The organism is Streptomyces sp. NPDC046866 (genome assembly GCF_040704625.1).
GTDB lineage: Bacteria > Actinomycetota > Actinomycetes > Streptomycetales > Streptomycetaceae > Streptomyces.
Genome location: NZ_JBEYXN010000024.1, coordinates 43,212 through 64,531 on the forward strand (window position 1 = coordinate 43,212; position 21,320 = coordinate 64,531).

The 21,320-nt window shown below is 74.8% G+C and carries 18 protein-coding genes; 5 read left to right on the forward strand and 13 right to left on the reverse strand.

Going from position 1 to position 21,320, the window contains the following annotated elements; translation table 11 throughout:
• Positions 1-5: 5 nt before the first annotated feature.
• The 5 genes from AB0953_RS28285 to AB0953_RS28305 form a co-directional block, all read right to left on the reverse strand.
• Positions 6-944: a dihydrodipicolinate synthase family protein gene (locus AB0953_RS28285; protein WP_366862400.1), complete on the reverse strand. Its 939-nt coding sequence runs from the start codon at positions 942-944 to the stop codon at positions 6-8.
• Positions 945-1,074: 130 nt separating this feature from the next.
• On the reverse strand, positions 1,075-2,544 hold the full coding sequence (locus AB0953_RS28290) for an NAD(P)/FAD-dependent oxidoreductase (RefSeq protein WP_366862401.1): 1,470 nt from the start codon (positions 2,542-2,544) through the stop codon (positions 1,075-1,077).
• The gene (locus AB0953_RS28295; protein WP_366862402.1) at positions 2,525-2,860 is read right to left on the reverse strand and encodes a (2Fe-2S)-binding protein; all 336 of its coding nucleotides are present in this window, start codon (positions 2,858-2,860) and stop codon (positions 2,525-2,527) included. The genes AB0953_RS28290 and AB0953_RS28295 overlap by 20 nt, the downstream gene beginning before the upstream one ends.
• A gap of 209 nt (positions 2,861-3,069) precedes the next feature.
• Positions 3,070-4,227: an FAD-binding oxidoreductase gene (locus AB0953_RS28300; protein ID WP_366862403.1), complete on the reverse strand. Its 1,158-nt coding sequence runs from the start codon at positions 4,225-4,227 to the stop codon at positions 3,070-3,072.
• A gap of 104 nt (positions 4,228-4,331) precedes the next feature.
• Positions 4,332-6,761, reverse strand: a complete 2,430-nt coding sequence (locus AB0953_RS28305; RefSeq protein WP_366862404.1) for a collagenase — start codon at positions 6,759-6,761, stop codon at positions 4,332-4,334.
• A 256-nt stretch (positions 6,762-7,017) separates the two neighbouring features.
• Here AB0953_RS28305 and AB0953_RS28310 point away from each other — a divergent pair, with 256 nt between their 5' ends.
• Positions 7,018-8,388: an aminopeptidase P family protein gene (locus AB0953_RS28310; RefSeq protein ID WP_366862405.1), complete on the forward strand. Its 1,371-nt coding sequence runs from the start codon at positions 7,018-7,020 to the stop codon at positions 8,386-8,388.
• Between the two features lie 146 nt (positions 8,389-8,534).
• On the opposite strand, the gene AB0953_RS28315 is transcribed toward AB0953_RS28310, so the two are convergent.
• The 3 genes from AB0953_RS28315 to AB0953_RS28325 form a co-directional block, all read right to left on the reverse strand.
• Positions 8,535-8,864 carry a hypothetical protein gene (locus AB0953_RS28315; protein ID WP_366862406.1) on the reverse strand — a complete coding sequence of 110 codons (330 nt, stop codon included), beginning with the start codon at positions 8,862-8,864 and terminating at the stop codon, positions 8,535-8,537.
• Between the two features lie 76 nt (positions 8,865-8,940).
• Entirely contained in the window at positions 8,941-9,360 is a 420-nt protein-coding gene (locus AB0953_RS28320; RefSeq protein WP_366862407.1) for a Rid family hydrolase, read from the reverse strand.
• Positions 9,357-10,481: an acyl-CoA dehydrogenase family protein gene (locus AB0953_RS28325; RefSeq protein WP_366862408.1), complete on the reverse strand. Its 1,125-nt coding sequence runs from the start codon at positions 10,479-10,481 to the stop codon at positions 9,357-9,359. Before AB0953_RS28325 ends, AB0953_RS28320 begins: the two co-directional genes overlap by 4 nt.
• Before the next feature lie 138 nt (positions 10,482-10,619).
• Between AB0953_RS28325 and AB0953_RS28330 the strand changes: the two genes are divergently transcribed.
• From AB0953_RS28330 to AB0953_RS28345, 4 genes are all read left to right on the forward strand, one after another.
• Positions 10,620-12,239 (forward strand): AMP-binding protein, encoded by a 1,620-nt coding sequence (locus AB0953_RS28330; protein ID WP_366862409.1) that lies wholly within the window; start codon positions 10,620-10,622, stop codon positions 12,237-12,239.
• 4 nt (positions 12,240-12,243) lie between these two features.
• A complete protein-coding gene (locus tag AB0953_RS28335) occupies positions 12,244-13,059 on the forward strand; it encodes a PaaX family transcriptional regulator C-terminal domain-containing protein (protein ID WP_366862410.1) in 816 nt (271 codons plus the stop codon).
• Positions 13,060-13,206: 147 nt separating this feature from the next.
• The gene (locus AB0953_RS28340) at positions 13,207-14,046 is read left to right on the forward strand and encodes a GNAT family N-acetyltransferase (RefSeq protein WP_366862411.1); all 840 of its coding nucleotides are present in this window, start codon (positions 13,207-13,209) and stop codon (positions 14,044-14,046) included.
• Positions 14,043-14,501, forward strand: coding sequence for a hypothetical protein (locus tag AB0953_RS28345; RefSeq protein WP_366862412.1), 459 nt, complete (start codon positions 14,043-14,045; stop codon positions 14,499-14,501). The genes AB0953_RS28340 and AB0953_RS28345 overlap by 4 nt, the downstream gene beginning before the upstream one ends.
• A gap of 425 nt (positions 14,502-14,926) precedes the next feature.
• On the opposite strand, the gene AB0953_RS28350 is transcribed toward AB0953_RS28345, so the two are convergent.
• The 5 genes from AB0953_RS28350 to AB0953_RS28370 all read right to left on the reverse strand — a co-directional run bounded on the left by AB0953_RS28350 (position 14,927) and on the right by AB0953_RS28370 (position 21,199).
• Positions 14,927-17,185: a bifunctional salicylyl-CoA 5-hydroxylase/oxidoreductase gene (locus AB0953_RS28350; protein WP_366862413.1), complete on the reverse strand. Its 2,259-nt coding sequence runs from the start codon at positions 17,183-17,185 to the stop codon at positions 14,927-14,929.
• Between the two features lie 4 nt (positions 17,186-17,189).
• Positions 17,190-18,017, reverse strand: a complete 828-nt coding sequence (locus tag AB0953_RS28355) for an enoyl-CoA hydratase family protein (protein WP_366862414.1) — start codon at positions 18,015-18,017, stop codon at positions 17,190-17,192.
• A 187-nt stretch (positions 18,018-18,204) separates the two neighbouring features.
• Entirely contained in the window at positions 18,205-19,218 is a 1,014-nt protein-coding gene (gene argF / locus AB0953_RS28360) for an ornithine carbamoyltransferase (RefSeq protein ID WP_366862415.1), read from the reverse strand.
• A 166-nt stretch (positions 19,219-19,384) separates the two neighbouring features.
• On the reverse strand, positions 19,385-20,611 hold the full coding sequence (locus tag AB0953_RS28365; RefSeq protein WP_366862416.1) for an arginine deiminase: 1,227 nt from the start codon (positions 20,609-20,611) through the stop codon (positions 19,385-19,387).
• A gap of 87 nt (positions 20,612-20,698) precedes the next feature.
• Positions 20,699-21,199 carry a hypothetical protein gene (locus tag AB0953_RS28370; RefSeq protein WP_366862417.1) on the reverse strand — a complete coding sequence of 167 codons (501 nt, stop codon included), beginning with the start codon at positions 21,197-21,199 and terminating at the stop codon, positions 20,699-20,701.
• Positions 21,200-21,320: the final 121 nt, after the last annotated feature.

The following is a 21,320-nucleotide window of genomic DNA, read 5'->3' on the forward strand; positions in this document are numbered from 1 at the left end:
GTCGGCTAGTTGAGTCCCTCGGCGAGGGCCTTCTCGGTGGCGGCGCGGACGGCCGCCTCGGTGTCCCCGGCCAGCGGGAAGCGGGGCGGGCGGGTGGCGCCGCCGTGGCGTCCGGCCAGGTCCATGGAGAGCTTGATGGCCTGGACGAACTCGGTCTTGGAGTCCCAGCGCAGCAGGGAGTGCAGGGACTTGTAGAGCGGCAGCGCGGTGGCGAGGTCGCCGGCGACGGCGGCCCGGTAGAGGGTGGCGCAGGAGCGCGGCAGGGCGTTGGGGTAGCCGGCGATCCAGCCGACCGCGCCGGCGAGGGCGAGTTCGAGCAGGACGTCGTCGGCGCCGATCAGCAGGTCCAGGCCCGGGGCGAGTTCGGCGATCTCGTAGGCGCGGCGCACGTCGCCGCTGAACTCCTTGACGGCGACGATGCTGCCGTCGGCGTGGAGCCGGGCGAGCAGTTCGGGGGTCAGGTCCACCTTGGTGTCGATGGGGTTGTTGTACGCGACCACCGGCAGGCCGGAGCGGGCCGCCTCGGCGTAGTGCGCGCGGACCGCCTCGGTGTCGGCGCGGAAGGCGTTGGGCGGCAGGAGGAGGACGGAGCCGGCGCCGGCCTCGGCGGCCTGGTCGGCCCAGCGGCGGGCCTCGGCGCTGCCGTAGGCGGCGACGCCGGGCATGACGCGGCCGCCGTCGCCGGCGGCCTCGACGGCCGTGCGGACGACGCGGGCGCGCTCCTCGTCGGTGAGGGTCTGGTATTCGCCGAGGGAGCCGTTGGGGACCACGCCGTCGCAGCCGTTGGCGATGAGCCAGGCGACGTGTTCGGCGTAGGCGTCGTAGTCGACGGAGAGGTCCTCCCGCAGCGGCAGGGCGGTGGCGACCATGATGCCGTGCCAGGGGCGGGTACGGGTGTCCGCGGGGGCGGAGGGCGCGGGCGCGGCGGTGTGCGCGTCGGTCATGGAGAGCTCCCTAGAGTGGTGTGTGACATTTTACTTGGGGGTGCGACTCGGCCACAAGGGGCCGGAGCCTGCGGTTCGGCGGCGGGCGGAGTGCGGGCGGGAACCCGGCGGGCCGTGGGTGCGCCGCCGATCAGGCCTCGGGGGCGGGCAGTTCGGCCAGATGGCGCAGGGGCACCGGGCAGGACAGGGGCCGGCGGTCCGCGGCCGGCTCCTCGCCGGCGAGCGCCGCCACGGCCGGGCCGCACATCCGGCCCTGGCACCAGCCCATCCCGGCGCGGGTGAGGAGCTTGGCCGTACGGGCGTCCCGGGCGCCGAGGTCGCACACGGCCTCCCGGATCCGGGCGGCCGGGACCTCCTCGCACCGGCACACGTCGGTGTCGTCGGTCAGCCAGTCCGTCCAGCCGGCGCCCGGGCGGTGGGCCGCGCCCATGGCGTCGGCGAAGGCGCGCAGCCGGGCGCGGTGGCGGGACAGGGCGGCGGGAACGGGTCGGCCGGCGATCGCATGGGCGGCGATCTCCCCCTCGACCACGGCCAGTTGGGCGCCACCGATGCCGCCGGTCTCGCCCGCGGACCAGATGCCGGGAACGGAGGTCCGCTGGCGCGCATCGAGCTCCAGGGCCACCGTGCCGTCCGCGGCGCGGCGGGTGGCGCAGCCGAGGGAGGTGGCCAGTTCCAGCTGCGGAACCAGCCCGTGGCCCACGGCGACGGCGTCGCACGGGATCCGGCGGGCCGTGCCGGGCACCGGCCGCCAGTCCCGGTCCAGGCGGGCCACGGTGACGGCCTCGACGCGGTCGGTGCCGTGCGCGGCGGTCACCGCGTGGCGGGTCAGGAGCCGGATGTGACGGCGCAGCAGGGCGCCGCCGTACGTGGCGCCTTCGGCGAGCTTGGCCGGATTGCGCAGCAGGGCCGGCAGGTACGGGGCGTACGCGGTGTAGGCGGCGGCCTCGACCACGGCCGGCACCCGGGCCCCGGCCGCGGCGAGCGAGCCGGCGACGGCGAGGAGCAGGGGGCCGCTGCCGGCCACGACGACGCGCCGGCCCGGCAGGACGAGGCCGGACTTGAGCATGGCCTGGGCGCCGCCCGCGCCGACCACCCCGGGGAGGGTCCAGCCGGGGAAGGGGAGCTGGCGTTCGTACGCGCCGGTGGCCAGCAGGACGGCTCGGGCGTGGACGGTGGCCGGGCGGTCGTCGGGGGCGGCGACGGCGTGCAGGGTCCAGGCGGGGGAGGCTTCGGCCGGCCCAGGAGTCGCCGCCGGGGCCTCCGCGGCCGCCGGGACCACCGTCCAGACGTGGTGGCCGGCGAGGTGGGTGACGCGGCCCGCCGCGACGTGGGCCGCGAGGGCGGCGTCCCGCTCGGCGAAGGCGCCCCAGCCGTGGTGCAGGGCCTCGGGGCGCTCGGCCCCCAGGGCGGGGGCCGGGTGCCGGTAGAACTGGCCGCCGGGCCGCTCCCCCGCGTCCAGCAGGACCACGCGCAGGCCGAGGGAGGCCGCGGCCACCGTGGCGGCCAGGCCGGCCGGGCCGGCGCCGACCACCGCGAGGTCGGCCGGGGGCTGCGGCGGCTGCGAAGGCTTCGGTCGCGGGTCAGACGGCGAGGTCGGCACGGCCGGTCCCTTCCTGGGTGGTGACGGTGTCGCCCGGCTGGGCGGGGACGAGGCAGGCGCGCTGGTTCGGGCGCCCGTTGACGGTGACGAGGCAGTCGTAGCAGCTGCCGATGCCGCAGAACGCGCCGCGGGGGCGGCCGCCGACGCGGGTGGTGCGCCAGGCGAGGATCCCGGCGGCCCACAGGACGGCGGCGATGCTCTGGCCCGCGCCGGCGGTCAGTTCGCGGCCGTCGAAGCGGAGGGTGTAGGTGGCGTCCGGGTGGCCTCCGACCAGGGTGCGGGGGGTCCGGTCCGGCCGGGGGGCGGGGTGGGTCATCTTCGTGTCTCCCTCGGCGGGTGGGGCCGGTCGCCACCGGGCGGGCAGGGTGGTCCGGGCGGGTGGGCCTGTTGCGGTCGGGCGGGGGGTGGGCTGTGGTGCGGTCGGGCGGGGGGTGGGCGGTCCGGGGCGGGGGCCGCTGCGCGGAGCCTCTCCCCGCCCCGCCCTTTCTCCGTATCCCGGGGGCTCCGCCCCCGGACTTCCGGTCCTCAAACGCCGGACGGGCTGGGAGGGAAACGGTTCGGGTCGAACGGCGCGAGGGGGACGGGGGGCGGGGTGTCGGTCAGGGACGAGGCGATGAGCACCCCCGTGGCCGGGGCCAGGCCGATGCCGGCGCCCTCGTGGCCGCAGGCGTGGAGGAGGCCGGGGACGCGGGGGTCCGGGCCGATGGCCGGGAGGTGGTCGGGGAGGTAGGGGCGGAAGCCGTGGTAGGTGCGCAGCACCCGGACGTCCGCCAGGACCGGGAACAGCGCGGCCGCCTGGGCGCCGAGGCGGCGCAGGGCCTCCACCGACAGGGAGCGGTCGAAGCCGACCCGCTCCCGGGTGGCCCCGATCAGCACCGGGCCCGCCGGGGTGCCCTCGACCACGGCCGAGGACTGCAGGGCCGCGGAGCCGCTGGCGACGTCCGCGATGTAGTCCGCGGCGTAGACCTTGTGCCGGACCAGCCGCGGCAGCGGCTCCGTCACCAGGACGAACCCGCGCCGCGGAAGCACCGGCAGCGTGGTGCCGGCGAGTTCGGCGATGCGGCCGCCCCAGGTCCCGGCGGCGTTGACCACCGCGGGGGCCGCGAGGTCGCCCCGGGGCGTGCGGACGCCCCGGACGCGGCCGTCGGCGGTGCGCAGCACGGCCGTGACCTCCTCGCCCAGGTGGAGCTCGGCCCCGGAGGCGGCCAGCATCCGGGCCGCCGCCTGGGCCGGCTGGACCTGGGCGTCCTGGGGGTAGTGGAACCCGCCGGCCGCCCCCGGTGCGAGGTGCGGCTCCAGGTCGCGCAGTGCGGCGGGGTCGGCCTCCCGCGCCTCCACCCCGGCGGCGCGCTGGCTGGCGGCGAAGTCGCGCAGTGCCTTCAGGGTGGCTTCGTCAGGGGCGACGACGAGGCCGCCCTTGGGCTCGTACTCGACCTCCTGCGGGAGCTCCGCGGCGAGTTGGCGCCACAGGGCCGCCGACAGCAAGGCGAGGTCGAGCTCCGGGCCGGCCTCCTTGTCGGAGACGAGGAGGTTGCCCTCCCCCGCACCGGTGGTGCCGCCGGCGACGGGGCCGCGGTCGACGACGGCCGTGCGCAGGCCGGCGCGGGCCGCGTAGTACGCGCAGGCAGCGCCGACGACGCCGGCTCCGATGATCACGACGTCCAGGGGATGTCTCTTGGGCACGGCAGTAATATGTCACATTCTTTAGTGGGTGCCTAGGCCCCTCTCGGGCCTGCGCGGCGGCCGGCCCCGCCCCCCGTGGCAGCGGGGCCGACCGCCGGCGCCGCTCAGCTGCGCAGCGGTCCCTCGCAGCTGTAACCCGAGGTCCCGGCCTTGTGGTTGGACCAGACCTCCACCGGGCCGAAGGTGCAGTTCATGTCGGCGAGGTTGTTGGAGGCCGCGCCCGCCCGGTCCAGGAGGAAGTAGTCCACCGTCTCCGACATGTCCTTGAAGTTCTGGTCGTCGCTGTGCCAGTTGCTCAGGTTCGCGGTGATCCGCCCGGTGCAGGTGAACCGCCGCTTGCCCGGGTCCCCGTTCTCCACGCAGTCCGGCGTGTTGTACGTGGCCGTGGCGAAGGAGGACTTCACGGCCGCGAGCGCGGAGTCGCGCAGCTGCTCGTTGGGCGTGAAGACGGTGTTCGGCACGTACAGGTCGTTGACCTTGGCGATCTGCGCGTCCAGGAAGCGGTCGTAGTCGCGCTGGAGGTAGGTGTCCGAGCCCATCCGGTGGCGCCAGGCGTCGAAGCCGGCCACGTCGTCGCTGCGCAGGTGGGTGTACATCTCGCGCAGCAGCGAGGGCTTCTCGGTCCACAGGAACTCGAAGAAGGTGCCCGCGTAGTTGTAGAAGCGGAAGCCGTCCCCGTCGTACGTGGCGTGCAGCAGCTGGTCGACGCTCATGCGCGGGCCGCCCCCCGCGGTGTCGCTGATGATGCCGCGGACCAGGGACTTGCGGACGGCGATGCCGTTGTCGCGGGTGGCGCCGTCGAAGAACTCGGCGGTGCCCTCGTCCATGGCGGTCGTGCGGTCGTTCTCGTACCAGGCTCCCTGGCCGAAGAAGCCGGGGACGGCGAAGCGCCCGTTGAGGTAGTGCGTGTACTCGTGGCGGAAGAGCTCCTCGAGGGTGAGGGTGGAGTCCTGCGGGACGCGCCGCTGGTAGGTGTAGAAGGTGGCGCCGTTCTCGATGTAGATGCCGCCGTTGTTGGTGCCGTAGCCCGTCAGGATCGGGTGGTAGTTCACGTAGTCGGCGCGGGAGGCGTACAGGACGATGTTCAGGGTGGTGTTCGGATCGCCGGCGAGCGGCTGGTCGGTGCCCAGGACCCGGTGGAACTGCGTCTTGACCTGCTTGCTGGCGTAGTAGAGCTGGTCGACGGTGGCCCGGTCCAGGGCGGTGCGGACCTTGATGCCGCCGTTGTCGTAGGTGTACGTGTGGGGGAAGAGCTGCTTCTCGATGTCCTCCTTGCACACCCCGTACGGCTTGCACGCCCCGTAGAAGTTGAGCCAGGAGACCACCTTGGCCCACTGCTCGCTCCCGTCGCCGAAGGTGGAGCGGGCGACCGGGAGCAGGGCGCCGAGGTCGGCGACGGTGCGGTCCTTGACCGCGTCGACCTGGCCGAAGCGGCCGAACTCGCCGAGCGCGTCGCGCGCCACCCAGGAGTTGGCGGTGCCCTTGAGGTGGCCGTATCCGGCGAAGGCCTTGAAGACGTCGCGGTACGCGGCGTCGGCGGCCACCGCCGCGTGGAAGGCGGTGTCCTGGTTGCCCGGGTAGACGCCGAGGTAGTTCACGGACAGGGCGGCCAGGGCGGCGCCCGCCCAGGCGGTGTCCTGGTGCGTGGCCGGGTGCGCCGGGTCCATGGTGGCCAGGACCTTCTTGATCAGCTCCAGCTGGTGCTGGCGCAGGCCGGGCGCGCTGCCGGCGTAGAGGGCCTCGCGCAGGGTGCGGGCGTTGGAGGCCGTGGTGTCGAAGGTGTGGGCGGCGGCGCCGAAGTCGGCGATGGCCCGGCGCATGGCGTCGACGGTCGGGGCGTCGGTGACGTCGATCTCGGAGCGCGAGTAGTCGTGGTAGGCCACGGCGTGCAGGTAGGTGAACATCTCCTCCAGGTGGGAGGAGTTGCGGCCGTCGTGGGCGGCGGCCAGGGCGGATATCCGCCGGGAGACGGCCTGGACGTGGGCGTCGGACATGACCGGGGCCAGGCGGGCGTCCCAGGTCCAGATCAGGTTCCGCAGACAGCCCTCGGCGGTGACGGCCTGGTCGCCGAGGAAGTCGGCGAACTGCTCCGGCGACAGGCCGGTGATCCCGTCGAGGGTGCAGGGGACCCCCGCGGTGGTCTTGCCGGCGGGCGCGGCCTGGGCGGCGACGGACCTGCGGCTCTTCTCGGTGCGCTCGGCGGGCGCGGCCGCGGCCGTGGCGGCGCCCGGCGTACGGCCTGCTGCGGGGGCGGGGGCCGGGGCGGTGCCGGGGGCCCGGTCGGCACCGGGGGCGGGGGCCGGGGCGGGAACGGCCTCCTTCTGCGTGGCGACGCGGTCGACCTCGTCGAACGGGTTCGCGCCGGGCGCCCCGCCGGTGAAGGCCGCGGGCGCGGCTGCGGCACCGGCCCGGGCGGGGGCGGGGGCGGCCACGGTCTCGGCGGCCTGGGTCACGGCCTGCCCGGCGGTGGCGAGGAGGGTGACGGCCACGGCGGCCGAGAGGAGGGACGTACGCACGGCTCTGTGCTGGGACACCAAGGACTCCTGGAAAAGGGGAGGTGGGGGACATGGCGCGCAGGGTGCTGGGGTGGGACGCGGTGCGTGAGGCTGGTGCGTGGTGCGGGTGCGTGGTGCGGGCATGGCGCCTCGCGCGTGGTACGCGAACTGCCTTGTGACGCACGGCGTTTGACGGGGATTAACGCGCCGCGGTGTGAGCTGTAACATAGTAATGTGAAATTGCACTGACAAGACCTGTGCACCCACCAGTTCTCGTCCTCCCCAGGGAGCCCCCGTGACCGACGCCTCCTCCCGCCTCAACATCGGCAGCCACGACCTGCCGGTATCCCCCGAGTTGTCCCGCTTCATGGCCGGCAACTGGGCACCGTCGCCGCTCCCCGACGCGGCACGGGTCCCCGGGTACGACGTCACCCCCGCCCGGCGCGCGCGGCTCTCGGCGCTGTTCCCGGGCGAGCGGCTGATCGTCCCCGCCGGTGAGCTGAAGGTCCGCTCCAACGACTGCGACCACCGCTTCCGCCCGCACAGCGCGTACGCCTGGCTGACCGGCCTGACCGGCGAGGACCAGGTGGGCCACGTCCTGGTGCTGGAGCCCGCGGGCCCGCACGGCCACGAGGCCGTGCTCTACCTGCGCCCGCGCTCCGCGCGCACGGACGGCAACGAGGAGTTCTACCGGGACCGCCGCTACGGCGAGTTCTGGGTGGGCCGCCGCCCCGACCTGGCGGAGGCGGAGCGCCTGACCGGGCTGCGCTGCGCCCACCTGGACACCCTGGGGACCCCGGAGGGCCGCAATCCCGCCACCGACCCGGAGCTGGCGGCCGCGCTCTCCGAACTGCGCCTGGTCAAGGACGCCTGGGAGGTCGAGCAGCTCCAGCTCGCGGTCGACCACACCACCGCCGGGTTCGAGGACGTCGTACGGGCGCTGCCGCGGGCGCTGGCGCACCCGCGCGGCGAGCGGTGGATCGAGGGCGTCTTCGACCTGCGCGCCCGCGCCGAGGGCAACGGCACCGGGTACGACACCATCGCGGCATCAGGGGCCCACGCGTGCGTCCTGCACTGGATCCGCAACGACGGGCGGCTCGACCGGGACGAACTGCTGCTGCTGGACGCGGGCGTGGAGACCGACACCCTCTACACGGCAGACGTCACCCGCACCCTCCCGCTGTCGGGCCGCTTCTCCCCCGTCCAGAAGCAGGTGTACGAGCTGGTGCTCGCCGCCCAGGAGGCGGGCATCGCCGCGCTGCGCCCCGGCGCGAGCTTCCGCGACTTCCACCGCGCCGGGATGCGGGTGATCGCGGAGGGACTGGCGGAGTGGGGCGTGCTCAAGGACGCGCAGGGCGACCTCCACCGGCGCTACACCCTCTGCAGCAGCGGCCACATGCTCGGCCTCGACGTCCACGACTGCGCCAAGGCGCGCGCCGGGACCTACCTCGACGGGGTGCTGGAGGAGGGGCAGGTGCTGACCGTGGAGCCCGGCCTGTACCTCCAGCCCGACGACGAGACGCTGCCGCCGGAACTGCGGGGCATCGGCGTCCGCATCGAGGACGACCTCGTCATCACGGCGACCGGGGCGCGCCTGATGTCGGGGGCGCTGCCGCGCACCGTCGCCGGGATCGAGGAGTGGATGGGGACGCTGCTGGAGGGCTGAGCGCGGGGCGCGCGCCCGGCCGCCCGCGCCGACCGGGCAGCAAGCGGAGGGGCCGGCCCGGGGTGTCCCGGGCCGGCCCCTCGTCGCACGAGGCGGCTCGGCGGGCTTCGGCGAGGCGCTCCGGCGATGCGCTTCAGGGGTGCGTGCTAGCGGCCGTCGTACCAGGGGTCGTACCAGTTGCCGTACACGATGACGTAGCCGCGTCCGTGGTCGTGGTTGTAGTGGCGGTTCCCGTGGTCGTACCGGTCGTAGTTGCGGTAGCCGTACCAGGCGTCTACGTCCCAGCACCGGTCGTAGCGGTCGCCGCGGTAGTTCCAGTCACAGCAGTCGCGCCAGTCGCCGCGCCAGTCGTCGCACCAGCGGTTGTTCTGGGGCACCTGCGTGGGTCCCGCGGCGAAAGCACTGCTCACCGGCATGAGGCCGAGCGTCGCGCCCGCGACCCCCGCCACGACTGCTGCAATGATCCCTCGGCGCATGGCCATGCACCTCCGAGCATTGTTGATGATGTCACAAACCGGGACATATCCACCCTCCCTCCTCGTCCGCCCCCTGTCAAAGCCGTGGTGGAGCCGCCCCGTCGAGGACGGCGATGCCGTCCAGTTCGACCAGGGCCTCCACGTCCCAGAGCCGGACGATCCCCACCACCGCCATCGCGGGGTAGTCGCGGCCCGCCAAGCGCCGCCAGATGCGGCCCAGTTCGCGGGCGCAGGCCCGGTACTCCGCCACGTCCACCGCGTACACCGTCACGCGCACCAGGTCCGCCGCCGTGCCGCCGGCCGCGGCCAGCGCCGTCAGCAGCCCGGACAGGGCCCGCTCGAACTGCTCGGGCAGGGTGTCGCCGACGATCTTGCCCGAGGCATCCAGGGCGGTCTGGCCCGCGAGGAAGACCAGCCGGGACCCGGTCGCGGCCACCGCGTGGGAGAAGCCCGCCGGCGGGGAGAGCTCGGCCGGGTTGATGCGCTCGGGGCTCACCGGTAAAGCTCCCGCGCGATGATCGTCCGCTGGACCTCGCTCGCACCCTCGTAGATCCGCGGGGCGCGGACCTCCCGGTACAGGTGCTCCAGGAGGTGGCCGCGCTGCAGCGCCGCCGCCCCGTGCAGCTGGACGGCGTGGTCGACCACGTACTGTGCCGTCTCCGTCGCCAGCAGCTTCGCCATCGCCGAGCGGCGCGGGACGTCCGCGGCGCCCGCGTCGTAGGCGCCGGCGGCCGCGTAGACCAGCAGCCGGGCGGCTTCCGTCCGGGTGGCCATCTCGGCCACCCGGTGCCCGACCGCCTGGAGGTCGCCGAGGACCCCGCCGAACGCCGGCCGGCGCGCGGTGTGGGCGAGCGTCGCGTCCAGCGCGGCCCGGGCCATGCCGACCGCGAAGGCCCCGACGCTGGGCCGGAACAGGTTCAGCGTGGCCATGGCCACCGCGAAGCCGCGGCCCGGCTCGCCCAGCAGGTCCTGCGGGCCCACGGGGACCCCGTCGAAGACCAGGCGGCCGATGGGGTGCGGGGAGAGCATGTCCAGGGGCTCCCCCGACAGGCCCGGCCGGTCGGCCGGGACCAGGAAGGCGGTGACGCCCTTGGCGCCCGGCCCTTCACCCGTCCGGGCGAACACGGTGTAGAAATCCGCCTCGGGCGCGTTGGAGATCCAGCACTTCTCCCCGGTCAGCCGCCAGCCGCCCGCTCCGCCCGCGGCCGCGTCCGGCTCGGCCCCCAGGGCCAGCGCCGCCGCGTCCGACCCTGCCCCCGGCTCGCTCAGCGCGAAGGCCGCCACCGCCCGCCCCGCCCGCACCTGCGGCAGCCAGTGCTCCCGCTGCTCCGCCGTGCCCGCGCTCAGCACCGGGTGGGCGCCCAGGCCCTGGAGGGCCAGGGCCGTCTCCGCCTCCGTGCACCCGTACGCGAGGGACTCGCGCAGCAGGCACAGCTCCAGGGCGCCCGCGTCGAAGACCCGCTCCAGCAGGCCGAGCGCGCCGAGCTCGGCCAGCAGCGGGCGGTTGACCCGCCCGGGCTCCCCCTTGTCGGCCAGCGGACGCAGCCGCGCGGCCGCCAGGGTGCGCAGTTCGGCGCACCACTCCTCTTGTTCCGCTCCGAGCGCGAATCCGGTCATCCGAACATCCCCGCTTCTATCGCGTCGTATTGACTGCCGTCACCATCACGATACGCTCGTGGCAACACCGCACGGCCGGCTCCACCCACTTCGGTCCCCGCCAGGGGGCCGCTGCCGTTGCAAGGGGGCGAACCCGCCTTGGAGCTCAAGCCATCCGCCCACACCGACACCTTCGCCCGCGACCACCTGCCGCCGGCCCACACCTGGCCGCAGCTCCTCTTCGAACTGCCCGAACTGGCCTACCCGGACCGCCTCAACTGCGGGGCCGAGCTCCTCGACGGCACCATCGCCCGCCTCGGCCCGGACCGCCCCGCCTTCCGCAGCGAGAGCGGCGAGGTGTGGACGTACGGGGAGCTGCGCGACCGCGTGGACGGCCTGGCGCACGTGCTCACCGCCGACCTCGGCGTGGTCCCCGGCAACCGGGTGCTGCTGCGCGGCCCGACCGGGCCGTGGCTGGCCGCCTGCTGGCTCGCGGTGATGAAGGCGGGCGCGGTGGCCGTCACCGTGCTGGCCCAGCAGCGGGCCCAGGAGCTGGCCACGGTGTGCGCGATGGCCCGGGTGCGGCACGCGCTGTGCCACGTGTCGGTGCTGGACGATCTGGCCCGGGCGGCGGTGCCCGGCCTGCGGATCGCCCCGTACGGCGGCGAGGGGCCCGGCGACCTGCTGCGGCTCGCCGAGCGCCGCCGGGAGCCCTTCCCGGCCGTGGAGACCTCCGCCGACGACGTGGCCCTGATCGCCTTCACCTCCGGGACCACCGGCCGCCCCAAGGGCTGCATGCACTTCCACCGGGACCTGCTGTCGGTGGCCGACACCTTCTCCCGCAACGTGCTCAGACCCCGGCCCGACGACGTCTTCGCGGGCAGTCCGCCGCTCGGGTTCACCTTCGGCCTCGGCGGCCTGGTCGTCTTCCCGCTGCGCGCGGGCGCCTGCGCGCTGCTGATGGACCAGGCCGGGCCGCGCCGGCTGCTGCCCGCCCTCGCCGAACACCGGGTGACGGTCCTGTTCACCGCCCCCACCGCCTACCGGGCGATGCTGGACGCGCTGGGCCCGTACCACGTCGGGGCCTACGACCTCTCCGCGCTGCGCCGCTGCGTCTCGGCGGGCGAGAACCTCCCGGCCGCGACCTGGCAGGCCTGGTACGAGCGGACCGGACTGCGGATCATCAACGGGATCGGCGCCACCGAGCTGCTGCACATCTTCATCTCCGCCGCCGACGACGACATCCGCCCCGGGACCACCGGCCGGGTCGTCCCCGGCTGGCAGGCCCGCGTGGTCGACGCCGCGGGCCGGCCGGTCGCGGACAACGAGCCGGGGCTGCTCGCCGTGCGCGGGCCCGTGGGCTGCCGGTACCTGGCGGACCCGCGGCAGGAGGAGTACGTCCGCGGCGGCTGGAACCTGACCGGCGACACCTACGTCCGGGATCCGGAGGGCTACTTCCGCTACGTCGCCCGCGCCGACGACATGATCGTCTCGGCGGGGTACAACATCGCGGGCCCGGAGGTGGAGGAGGCCCTGATGCGCCACCCCGACGTGGCCGAGGCGGCGGTGGTCGGGCGGCCGGACGAGCGGCGCGGGCAGATCGTGGTCGCGTACACCGTCGCCCGGGCCGGGTCCACCCTGTCGGAGGAGGCGCTGCGCACGTTCATGCGGGCCGAGCTCGCCCCGCACAAGTGCCCGCGCGTGTTCGTCTTCGTCCCCGCCCTGCCGCGAACCGCCACCGGCAAACTGCAACGCTACCGGCTGCGCGATCTAGAGTGAGCCCGTGGCAGAGCAGCACACCCCGCGATCCCTGATCGTCACGTTCTACGGCGCCTACGGGCGGTCCTTCGGGGGCCCGGTCCCGGTGTCCGCGCTGGTCCGGCTGCTGGGCGCGGCCGGCGTGGACGCGCCGTCGGTCCGCTCGTCGGTGTCCCGGCTCAAGCGGCGCGGCTTCCTGCTGCCCGCGCGCGCCGCGGACGGCTCCGCCGGGTACGAGCTCTCCGCGGAGGCCCGCCGGCTGCTGGACGACGGCGACCGGCGGATCTACGGGGACCGCGGCGCCGGAACCCCGCAGGCCCCCGGGGAATGGCTGCTGGCGGTCTTCTCGGTCCCCGAGCAGGAGCGGCACAAGCGGCACCTGCTGCGCTCCCGCCTGGCCCGGCTCGGCTTCGGCGCGGTGGCGCCGGGCGTGTGGATCGCCCCCGCCCATGTGGAGCAGGAGACCGGGCACACCCTGGAGCGGCTGCACCTGACGGCGTACGTGGAACTGTTCCGCGGCGCGCACCTGGGGTTCGCGCCGACCGCGGAGGCGGTGGCCCGCTGGTGGGACCTGGCGGCCCTGGCCAAGGCCCACGAGGAGTTCCTCGACCTGCACGAGCCGGTGCTGCGCGCCCTCCAGCAGGGCGCCGAGCCCACCCCGGAGGAGGCCTACCGGAACTACCTGCGGGCTCTGGACAGCTGGCGGCGGCTGCCGTACGCCGACCCCGGCCTGCCGCGCGAGCTGCTGCCGTCGGACTGGCCGGGCGACCGGGCCGCGGCCGTCTTCGGCGAACTCCACGCGCGGCTGCGGGACGTCGGGGCGCAGTTCGTGGAACCGTAGCGGAGGGCGGGCGCGTCACCGGCGGACGTGTGCCCGGCGCGCGCACCCGGCGGTGGGCGTGCTCGGGGCTTCCCCGGCCCGGGGGCCCGGTCCGGCGGGCCGGAATTTCGGGTGCGGGCGGGTGGCGGGCGGCGCCATCATGAGGCCATGACCTGGACCTTCACGCACGATCTGGCCGCCTACCGGGCCGCGGCCGGGCCGGCCGTGGCCGCCGACCCGGTGTCCAACACCCTGCTGCTGACGGTGGAGGGCTCCCTGGTGCGCCGGGGGCTCCACGCCTACTCCGGCCAGGACCCGGTGTTCGGCTGGTGGACCGGCGCCGACGGGGCCGTCGCGGGCGCTCTGATGTGCACACCGCCGTTCCCGCTGGTGCTGGGCCGGGTCCCGGACGAGGCCGTCAGGGCGCTCGGCGAGGCGCTGCACCGGGAGCCGCTGCTGGGCGGCATCGGCGGGTTCAACGCGCGGCGCGCCGACGGGGAGCGGCTCGCGCGGGCCTGGGGGCGGCCGGTGGCTGCCCCGGAGGTGCTGCGGCTGTACCGGCTGGGCGAGCTGGCCGCGCCCGACCCCGCGCCCGCGGGGCGGGCCCGGACCGCCGCCGAGGCGGACCTGCCGCTCGTACGGGACTGGTTCACCGCGTTCTCGCGGGAACTCGGCGACCCCGACCCGGGGGACGCGATGATGCGCGACCGGGTCGCGCAGCGCGGGGTGGTGCTGTGGGAGGACGGCGCGGGGCGGCCGGTCGCGGTGGCCTCGTTCAGCCCCGAGGTGGGCGGGGCCTCGCGGATCGGCCCGGTGTACACCCCGCCGGCCGAGCGGCGGCGCGGGTACGCGGGCGGGGTGACGCATGCCGCGGTCGGGGCGGCGCGGGCCGCCGGGGCCTCGGAGGTGCTGCTGTTCGCGGACACGGCGAACCCGACCAGCACCGGCGTGTACCTCCGCCTCGGCTTCCGCCCGGTGGAGGACCGTGCGGTGGTGGTCCCGGCGTGACCGGCTCGCGGGAGGCGCAGGAGGCCCGGGAACAGTGCCCCGAGCCGCTGTGGATGGTGGTGGCGAACGTCGTGCAGTGGCGCCGCTACGGCGAGGGCGGCCAGGGGCAGCGTCCGGGCACGAAGAGCTTCAAGGGCGGCTCCCGGCTGTACGTCCAGGAGTCGGTGGACGGAGCGGAGAACTGCATGGTGATCGGGCGTCCCCGGCACACCAGGCGGTACGTCGCGGCGTTCGTGTCCACCCGCCACCTGCACACCTTCCGCCCGAAACTGGTGCGCAGCCCGGCCGTCCTGCGGACCGCCGAGTGGTCCGGCTTCCCGGACGGGGCGGCCGCGGCGCACGCCGCGGCCGTGTACGAGCGCAAGGCGCGCGAGCTGCGGACCTGGCGCTGGGCGGAGTGGCACCATCCCGAGCCCTGCCTGTGCCACGAATGCCTGGCCTCGTCCGCCGCCTGAGCGGACCGGGCCCGGTTCCGTGCGCTCACACGGCGCGCGGGCCGGGCTTGTCCAGCCCCGCCGGCGTTTGAGGCCGCGGGGGTCCGGGGGCGGATCCCTTCCCCCACCCCGCCCCTTCCCGAAACCGGGTCCTGCGGCCCCGGCCCCCGCCGCGGGGCTGCGCCCCGCACCCTCCCCCAGCTACCGCTGGGGGTACCCCCAGCGCCTCAAACGCCGGCGAGGCTGGATTTCCCGCCGGGCGGAGCTGGAATTGCCGCGCAGCGGCACAATCCAGCCCGCGCGGCGTTTGAGCGCACCCGGCGCGAAGCGCGCGGGGTCCGGGCGGAGCCCCTCACGCGGCGGAGCCGCATGTCCGGCACAGCGGGAAGGGGCGGGGTGGGGAAAAGGCTCCGCGCAGCGGCAGCGGCAGCGGCAGCCCCGGCGGGTCAGCCCTTGCCCGTCGGGGGTTTGCGGCTGCCGGCGCGGTAGGGGGCGGGCCACGGGGCGGCCGGGCCCTCGTAGGACTGGTCGGCGGCGGCGTGCAGGGTCCAGTGCGGGTCGTACAGGTGGGGGCGCCCGATCGCGCACAGGTCGGCCCGCCCCGCCAGCAGCAGGGAGTTGACGTCGTCCCAGGAGGAGATCGCGCCGACGGCGATGACGGGGACCCCGAGCGCGTTGCGGATCCGGTCGGCGTACGGGGTCTGGTACGAGCGCCCGAACTCGGGGGCCTCGTCGGAGACGACCTGCCCGGTGGAGACGTCGATGGCGTCGGCGCCGTGCGCGGCGAAGGCGGCCGCGATGGCCACGGCGTCCTCGGCCGAGGTGCCGCCGGGCGCCCAGTCGGTGGCGGAGAGCCGCACCGTCATGGGCCGGTCCTCGGGCCACACCTCGCGGACGGCGTCGAAGACCTCCAGCGGGAAGCGGAGCCGGTGGGTCAGCGGCCCCCCGTAGGCGTCGGTGCGCCGGTTGGCCAGCGGGGACAGGAAGCCGGACAGCAGGTAGCCGTGGGCGCAGTGCAGTTCGAGCAGGTCGAAGCCGCACCCCGCGGCCCGCGCGGCGGCGGCCGCGAACTCGGCGCGGATCGACGCGAGGTCGGCGCGGGTCAGGGCGCGCGGGACGGCCGAGACGCCGGGCCGGTACGGCAGGGCCGAGGCGGCCACCACCGGCCAGTTGCCCTCGGGGAGCGGGTCGTCCATGCCCTCCCACATCAGGCGGGTCGAGCCCTTGCGGCCGGAGTGGCCGAGCTGGACCCCGAGGGCCGTGCCGGGCGCGGAGGCGTGCACGAAGTCGGCGATGCGGGTCCAGGCGGCGGCCTGCGCATCGGTGTACAGGCCGGTGCAGCCGGGGGTGATGCGGCCCTCCCGGGACACGCAGACCATCTCGGTCATGACCAGGGCGGCCCCGCCGAGCGCGCGGGCGCCGAGGTGGACGAGGTGGAAGTCGCCGGGCATGCCGTCCCCGTCGGCCGCGGAGTACATGTCCATCGGGGAGACCACGACCCGGTTGCGCAGGGTCAGCCCGCGCAGCCGCAGCGGGGTGAACATGGGCGGGGTCGCCTCGTCGGGGCAGCCGAAGTCCCGCTCCACCGCCCGGGTGAAGCGCTCGTCGCGCACCTTCAGGTTGCCGTGGGTGACCCGGCGGCTGCGGGTGAGCAGGTTGAAGGCGAACTGCCGCTCGGGCTGGTCCACGTACCCGGCGAGCTCCTCGAACCACCGCATGCTGGCGGCCGCGGCGCGCTGGGTGGAGGCCACCGCGGGCCGGCGGGCCGCCTCGTAGGCGGCGAGGGCGGCGGGCACGCCGGGCTCGGCGGCGACGGCCTCGGCGAGGGCGAGGGCGTCCTCCACGGCCAGTTTGGTGCCCGAGCCGATGGAGAAGTGCGCGGTGTGCGCGGCGTCGCCGAGGAGCACCACGTTGCCGTGGGACCAGCGCTCGTTGACGACGGTGCGGAACGCGGTCCAGGCGGAGCGGTTGCCGCGCAGCGGCCGCCCGTGCAGGGCCTCGCCGAAGACCTTGGCGCAGCGGGCCGCCGATTCGGCCTCGTCGCACAGGTCGAAGGCGGCCGCCCGCCAGACCTCCTCGCGCATTTCCACGATGACGGTGGAGGAGTCCCGGGCGTAGGGGTAGGCGTGCAGCTGCATGACGCCGTGCTCGGTCTCGGCGATCTCGAAGCGGAACGCGTCGAAGGCGAAGTCGGAGGCGAGCCAGATGTACCGGCAGCGCCCGCCCGTGACCGTCGGCCGGAAGTGGGCGGCGCCGCTGCGCCGGGTCGCGCTGTGCACGCCGTCGGCGGCGACGACCAGGTCGTACGAGGCGGCCAGTGCGTCGGCGGCGGGTGCGGGCGTGCGCAGGTGCAGGCGGACGCCGAGGTCGGCGCAGCGGGCGTGGAGGATCTCCAGGAGCCGGCGCCGGCCGAGGGCGGCGAAGCCGTGACCCCCGGAGGTCAGCATGCGGCCGCGGTGGACGATGTCGATGTCGTCCCAGCGCACGAACTCGGCGCTCAGGGCGGCGTAGACGTCGGTGTCGGCCCGTTCGATGCCGCCGAGGGTCTCGTCGGAGAGGACCACGCCGAAGCCGAAGGTGTCGTCGGGGGCGCCGCGCTCCCAGACCTGGACCGTGTGCCCCTGGCGGGCGAGCAGCGCAGCGGCGTACAGCCCGCCCGGCCCCCCGCCGATCACCGCGATCCTCAGCGTGCGCGCGACGGGCATGGCGCTACCTGCCCTTCCACTCCGGGGGCCGCTTCGCGGTGAAGGCGGCATGGAACTCGGCGTAGTCCTGGCCGTTCATCAGCAGGGCCTGGGTGTTGGCGTCCAGCTCCACGGAGGCGCCGAGCGGCATGTCGAGTTCGGCGGTCAGCAGGGCCTTGGTCTGCGCGTAGGCGAGGGCGGGTCCGGCGGCGAGGTGCGCGGCCAGTTCGGCGGCGCGGGCGTCGGCCTTGCCCTCCTCGGTGAGCTCGCTGAGCAGCCCGATCCGCTCGGCCTCGGGGGCGCGTACGGGCTCTCCGAGCATCAGCAGCCGGGTGGCGTGGCCGAGGCCGACGACGCGCGGCAGCAGGTACGCGGCGCCCATGTCCCCGCCGGAGAGGCCGACGCGGGTGAAGAGGAACGCGAAGCGGGCGGTGGGGTCGGCGATGCGGAAGTCGGCGGCGAGGGCGAGGACGGCGCCCGCGCCGGCGGCGACCCCGTGCACGGCGGCGATCACCGGGAAGGGGCATTCGCGGACGGCGCGCACGACCTGGCCGGTCATCCGGTTGAAGTCCAGCAGCTGGGCGGTGTCCATGGCGAGGGTGGCGCCGATGATCTCGTCGACGTCGCCGCCGGAGCAGAAGCCGCGGCCCTCGCCGCCGAGGACGAGGGCGCGCACGGAGCGTTCGCGGGAGTATTCGGCGAGCAGGTCGCGCAGGTCCGCGTACGCGCCGAAGGTGAGGGCGTTGAGTTTCTCGGGGCGGTCGAGGGTGACGGTGGCCACGCCGTCCTGCCGGCTCACCCGCAGGTGGCGCCACCGTTCGGTCGCTGGTGTGGAACCGATGAAGGGGCTCACGGCATCGACGGTATCACCGGGTCATGACTTCCGTCACAGAAACGCGATAGGCCGATCGGCCGACGCCGCGGCGGCCCCGCTGCGGAGGCGCCCGCATGACTATGCGGCGGCCGCTGCGATCCGTGCCGCGGTCCGGCTGCGGTGGTCGGGCCGCCAGGGGGGCGGCAGGCGGGCGGCCAAGCGGCCGTCAGGCGGGCGTGGGGCCCGCGAGGGTGGCCACGAGCACGGCCTTGATGGTGTGCAGCCGGTTCTCGGCCTCGTCGAAGACGACGGAGTGCGCGGATTCGAACACCTCGTCCGTGACCTCCAGCGACTCCAGCCCGTGCCGTTCGTGGATCTCCCGGCCGACCGCGGTGCCCAGGTCATGGAAGGCCGGCAGGCAGTGCAGGAACTTCACGTCCGGGTTGCCGGTGGCGCGCAGCACGTCCATGGTCACGGCGTACGGGGCCAGGGCGGCGATCCGCTCGTCCCAGACCTCCTTGGGCTCGCCCATGGAGACCCAGACGTCGGTGGCGATGAAATCGGCCCGGTCGACGCCCTCGGCGACCTCCTCGGTCAGGGTGATCCGGGCCCCGCTGGCGGCGGCGAGCTCGTTCGCCCGGGTCACGACCTCCTCGGCCGGCCAGTAGGCCTTGGGCGCGACGATGCGCACGTCCATGCCGAGCAGGGCCCCGGTGACCAGGTAGGAGTTGCCCATGTTGAAGCGGGCGTCGCCGAGGTAGGCGAAGACGATCCGCTCCAGCGGCTTGGCGCAGTGCTCCGTCATGGTCAGGACGTCGGCGAGCATCTGGGTGGGGTGCCAGTCGTCGGTGAGCCCGTTGTAGACGGGGACCCCGGCGTGCTCGGCGAGTGCCTCGACGGCCTCCTGGCTGTCGCCGCGGTACTCGATCCCGTCGAACATCCGGCCCAGCACGCGGGCGGTGTCCTTGACGGACTCCTTGTGGCCCATCTGGGAGCCCGCCGGGTCGAGGTAGGTGGTGCGGGCGCCCTGGTCGGCGGCGGCGACCTCGAACGCGCAGCGGGTGCGCGTCGAGGTCTTCTCGAAGATCAGCGCGATGTTCCTGCCCCGGAGGCGCCGCTGCTCGGCGCCGGCCCGCTTGGCGGCCTTCAGCTCGGCGGCCAGTTCGACCAGGGCGCGGAACTCGGCGGCGGTGAAATCGAGCTCCTTGAGGAAACTGCGGCCGACGAGGTCGGTGGCCATGGGCGTGCTCCAGGGTAGGGCGGCAGGGAGTGCCTGGAAGTCTATACGAACATCTGTATTCATATACAGCCCCGCCCGCTGTGTTCCTCGCCTCGCCTCCGCGCCCCCTCTTCTCGTCCGCGCGGTTCCCCACCGATCATGCCCCGCCCGGCGCCGCCCCGCCGCCTCAGACCGCGTCGCGCTCCACCGGACAGCTCATGCAGCGCGGGCCTCCCCTGCCCCGCCCGAGCTCGCTGCCGGGGATCTCGATGACCTCGATGCCCTGCTTGCGCAGGTGCGTGTTGGTGGTCACGTTCCGCTCGTACGCCACGACCACCCCCGGCTCCACGGCGAGGACGTTGCAGCCGTCGTCCCACTGCTCGCGCTCCGCCGCGTGCACGTCCTGCGTCGCGGTCAGCACCCGGACCGCGTCCAGCCCGAGGGCCGCCGCGATGGCCCGGTGCATGTGCTCCGGCGGGTGGTCGGTCACCTTCAGCTCCTGCAGCCCGGCGCCCGGCTCGATGGTGTACGAGCGCAGCATGCCCAGGCCCGCGTACTGGGTGAACGTGTCCGCGTCGACCATCGTCATCACGGTGTCCAGGTGCATGAAGGCGCGCCGCTTCGGCATGTCGAGGGCCACGATCGTGGTCGCGGAACCGGCCGCGAACAGGCCCCGCGCGAGCATCTCCACCGCCTGCGGCGTGGTCCGCTCGCTCATCCCGATCAGCACGGCGCCGTTGCCGATGACGAGGACGTCCCCGCCCTCGATGGTCGAGGGGTAGTCGGCCTGGCCCTGCGACCAGTAGTGGAAGGCGCCGGAGGAGGTGAACAGCGGGTGGTGCTTGTAGATGGCCTCGAAGTGCACGGTCTCGCGCTGCCGGGCCGGCCAGCGCATGGCGTTGATGGACACGCCGTCGTAGATCCAGGCCGAGGTGTCGCGGGTGAAGAGGTGGTTGGGCAGCGGGCCGAGGAGGAAGTCGTCGAGCTCCATGGCGTGGAAGCGGACCGACACCGGCTCGGCGTGCCGCTCCAGGTATTCGCGCTTGGTCATCCCTCCGACCAGGGCCTCGGCGAGATCGGCCGGCGCCAGCCCGTCGAACACCGCCCGCAGGTGGTCGGTGGCGAGCGGCCCGTACTCCTTCTCGTCGAAGACCCGGTCCAGGACCAGGTGCCTGGCCTCGGGGATGTCCAGGGCCTCGCGCAGCAGGTCGCCGAAGAGGTGCACCTCCACGCCCCGGTCCCGCAGCACGTCGGCGAACCCGTCGTGCTCCTGGCGGGCCCGGCGCACCCACAGCACGTCGTCGAAGAGCAGTGCGTCCTTGTTGCTCGGAGTGAGCCGCTTCAGCTCCAGATCGGGCCGGTGGAGGATGACGCGGCGAAGCCGCCCGGCCTCGGAGTCGACATGGAATCCCATGGCGTACACGTTCGCAGACCGGACGGCTTTTTGACGTGGCGTTCGACCAGTTCGGACAGAGGTCCCGGCGGGCCGCGCCGGCCGGGGTCAGTGCAGCCCGAGGAGCGCCGACGGCGCCCCGATCAGCTCCGGGGCGATCACGCCCAGTTCCGGCGCGGCCAGGTTCGGGACACCCGCGTTGGAGGCGTCCGGCGCCGTCAGCAGGCCGCCGAGCACGAGGCCGGGGGTCTTGGCGCGCAGGGGGGTGGCCGGTGCGTCGAGGCCGCCCTCTGCGTCGGTCGACGGGTCGCCGAGCAGGTTCGGCACGGGGGTGCTGACCAGGGTGCTGCCGAGGTCGGCGCCGACCGGCACCACGGGCAGGAGTGAGGTGGGGAGCAGGTCGCCCGTGTGGTGGCGGATCTCCGGGGCGCCGACGACCGGTACCGGCACGCCGGTGCCCACGCGCGGGGTGTCCACGCCCAGGGTGGTCTTCACGGCGTCCAGCGGGACCGACACCGGCACGGCGTCGGCCGCGGCCGGGGTGGCCGCACCCGCCGCGGCCATACAGGTCATGAGCGCCGCAAGGCTTCCGCGCGCGGTCATCTTCATAGGTGACGTTCCGTCCTTCCAGGGTCGCGGACATTCCGCTGCCCTGGATGAACGATCCCGCCCGCGGTTTTCCCGGCGTTCCCGGGGAAAGTTCCCCCATAAGACCTAATGCGCGGCCGTA

Bases quoted from the DNA above. Each gene is read 5' to 3' on its own strand.
- AB0953_RS28285 (WP_366862400.1), bottom strand. From the start codon at position 944: ATGACCGACGCGCACACCGCCGCGCCCGCGCCCTCCGCCCCCGCGGAC.
- AB0953_RS28295 (WP_366862402.1), bottom strand. From the start codon at position 2,860: ATGACCCACCCCGCCCCCCGGCCGGACCGGACCCCCCGCACCCTGGTC.
- AB0953_RS28315 (WP_366862406.1), bottom strand. From the start codon at position 8,864: ATGCGCCGAGGGATCATTGCAGCAGTCGTGGCGGGGGTCGCGGGCGCG.
- AB0953_RS28325 (WP_366862408.1), bottom strand. From the start codon at position 10,481: ATGACCGGATTCGCGCTCGGAGCGGAACAAGAGGAGTGGTGCGCCGAA.
- AB0953_RS28340 (WP_366862411.1), top strand. From the start codon at position 13,207: ATGACCTGGACCTTCACGCACGATCTGGCCGCCTACCGGGCCGCGGCC.
- AB0953_RS28350 (WP_366862413.1), bottom strand. From the start codon at position 17,185: ATGCCCGTCGCGCGCACGCTGAGGATCGCGGTGATCGGCGGGGGGCCG.
- argF (WP_366862415.1), bottom strand. From the start codon at position 19,218: ATGGCCACCGACCTCGTCGGCCGCAGTTTCCTCAAGGAGCTCGATTTC.
- AB0953_RS28365 (WP_366862416.1), bottom strand. From the start codon at position 20,611: ATGGGATTCCATGTCGACTCCGAGGCCGGGCGGCTTCGCCGCGTCATC.
- AB0953_RS28370 (WP_366862417.1), bottom strand. From the start codon at position 21,199: ATGAAGATGACCGCGCGCGGAAGCCTTGCGGCGCTCATGACCTGTATG.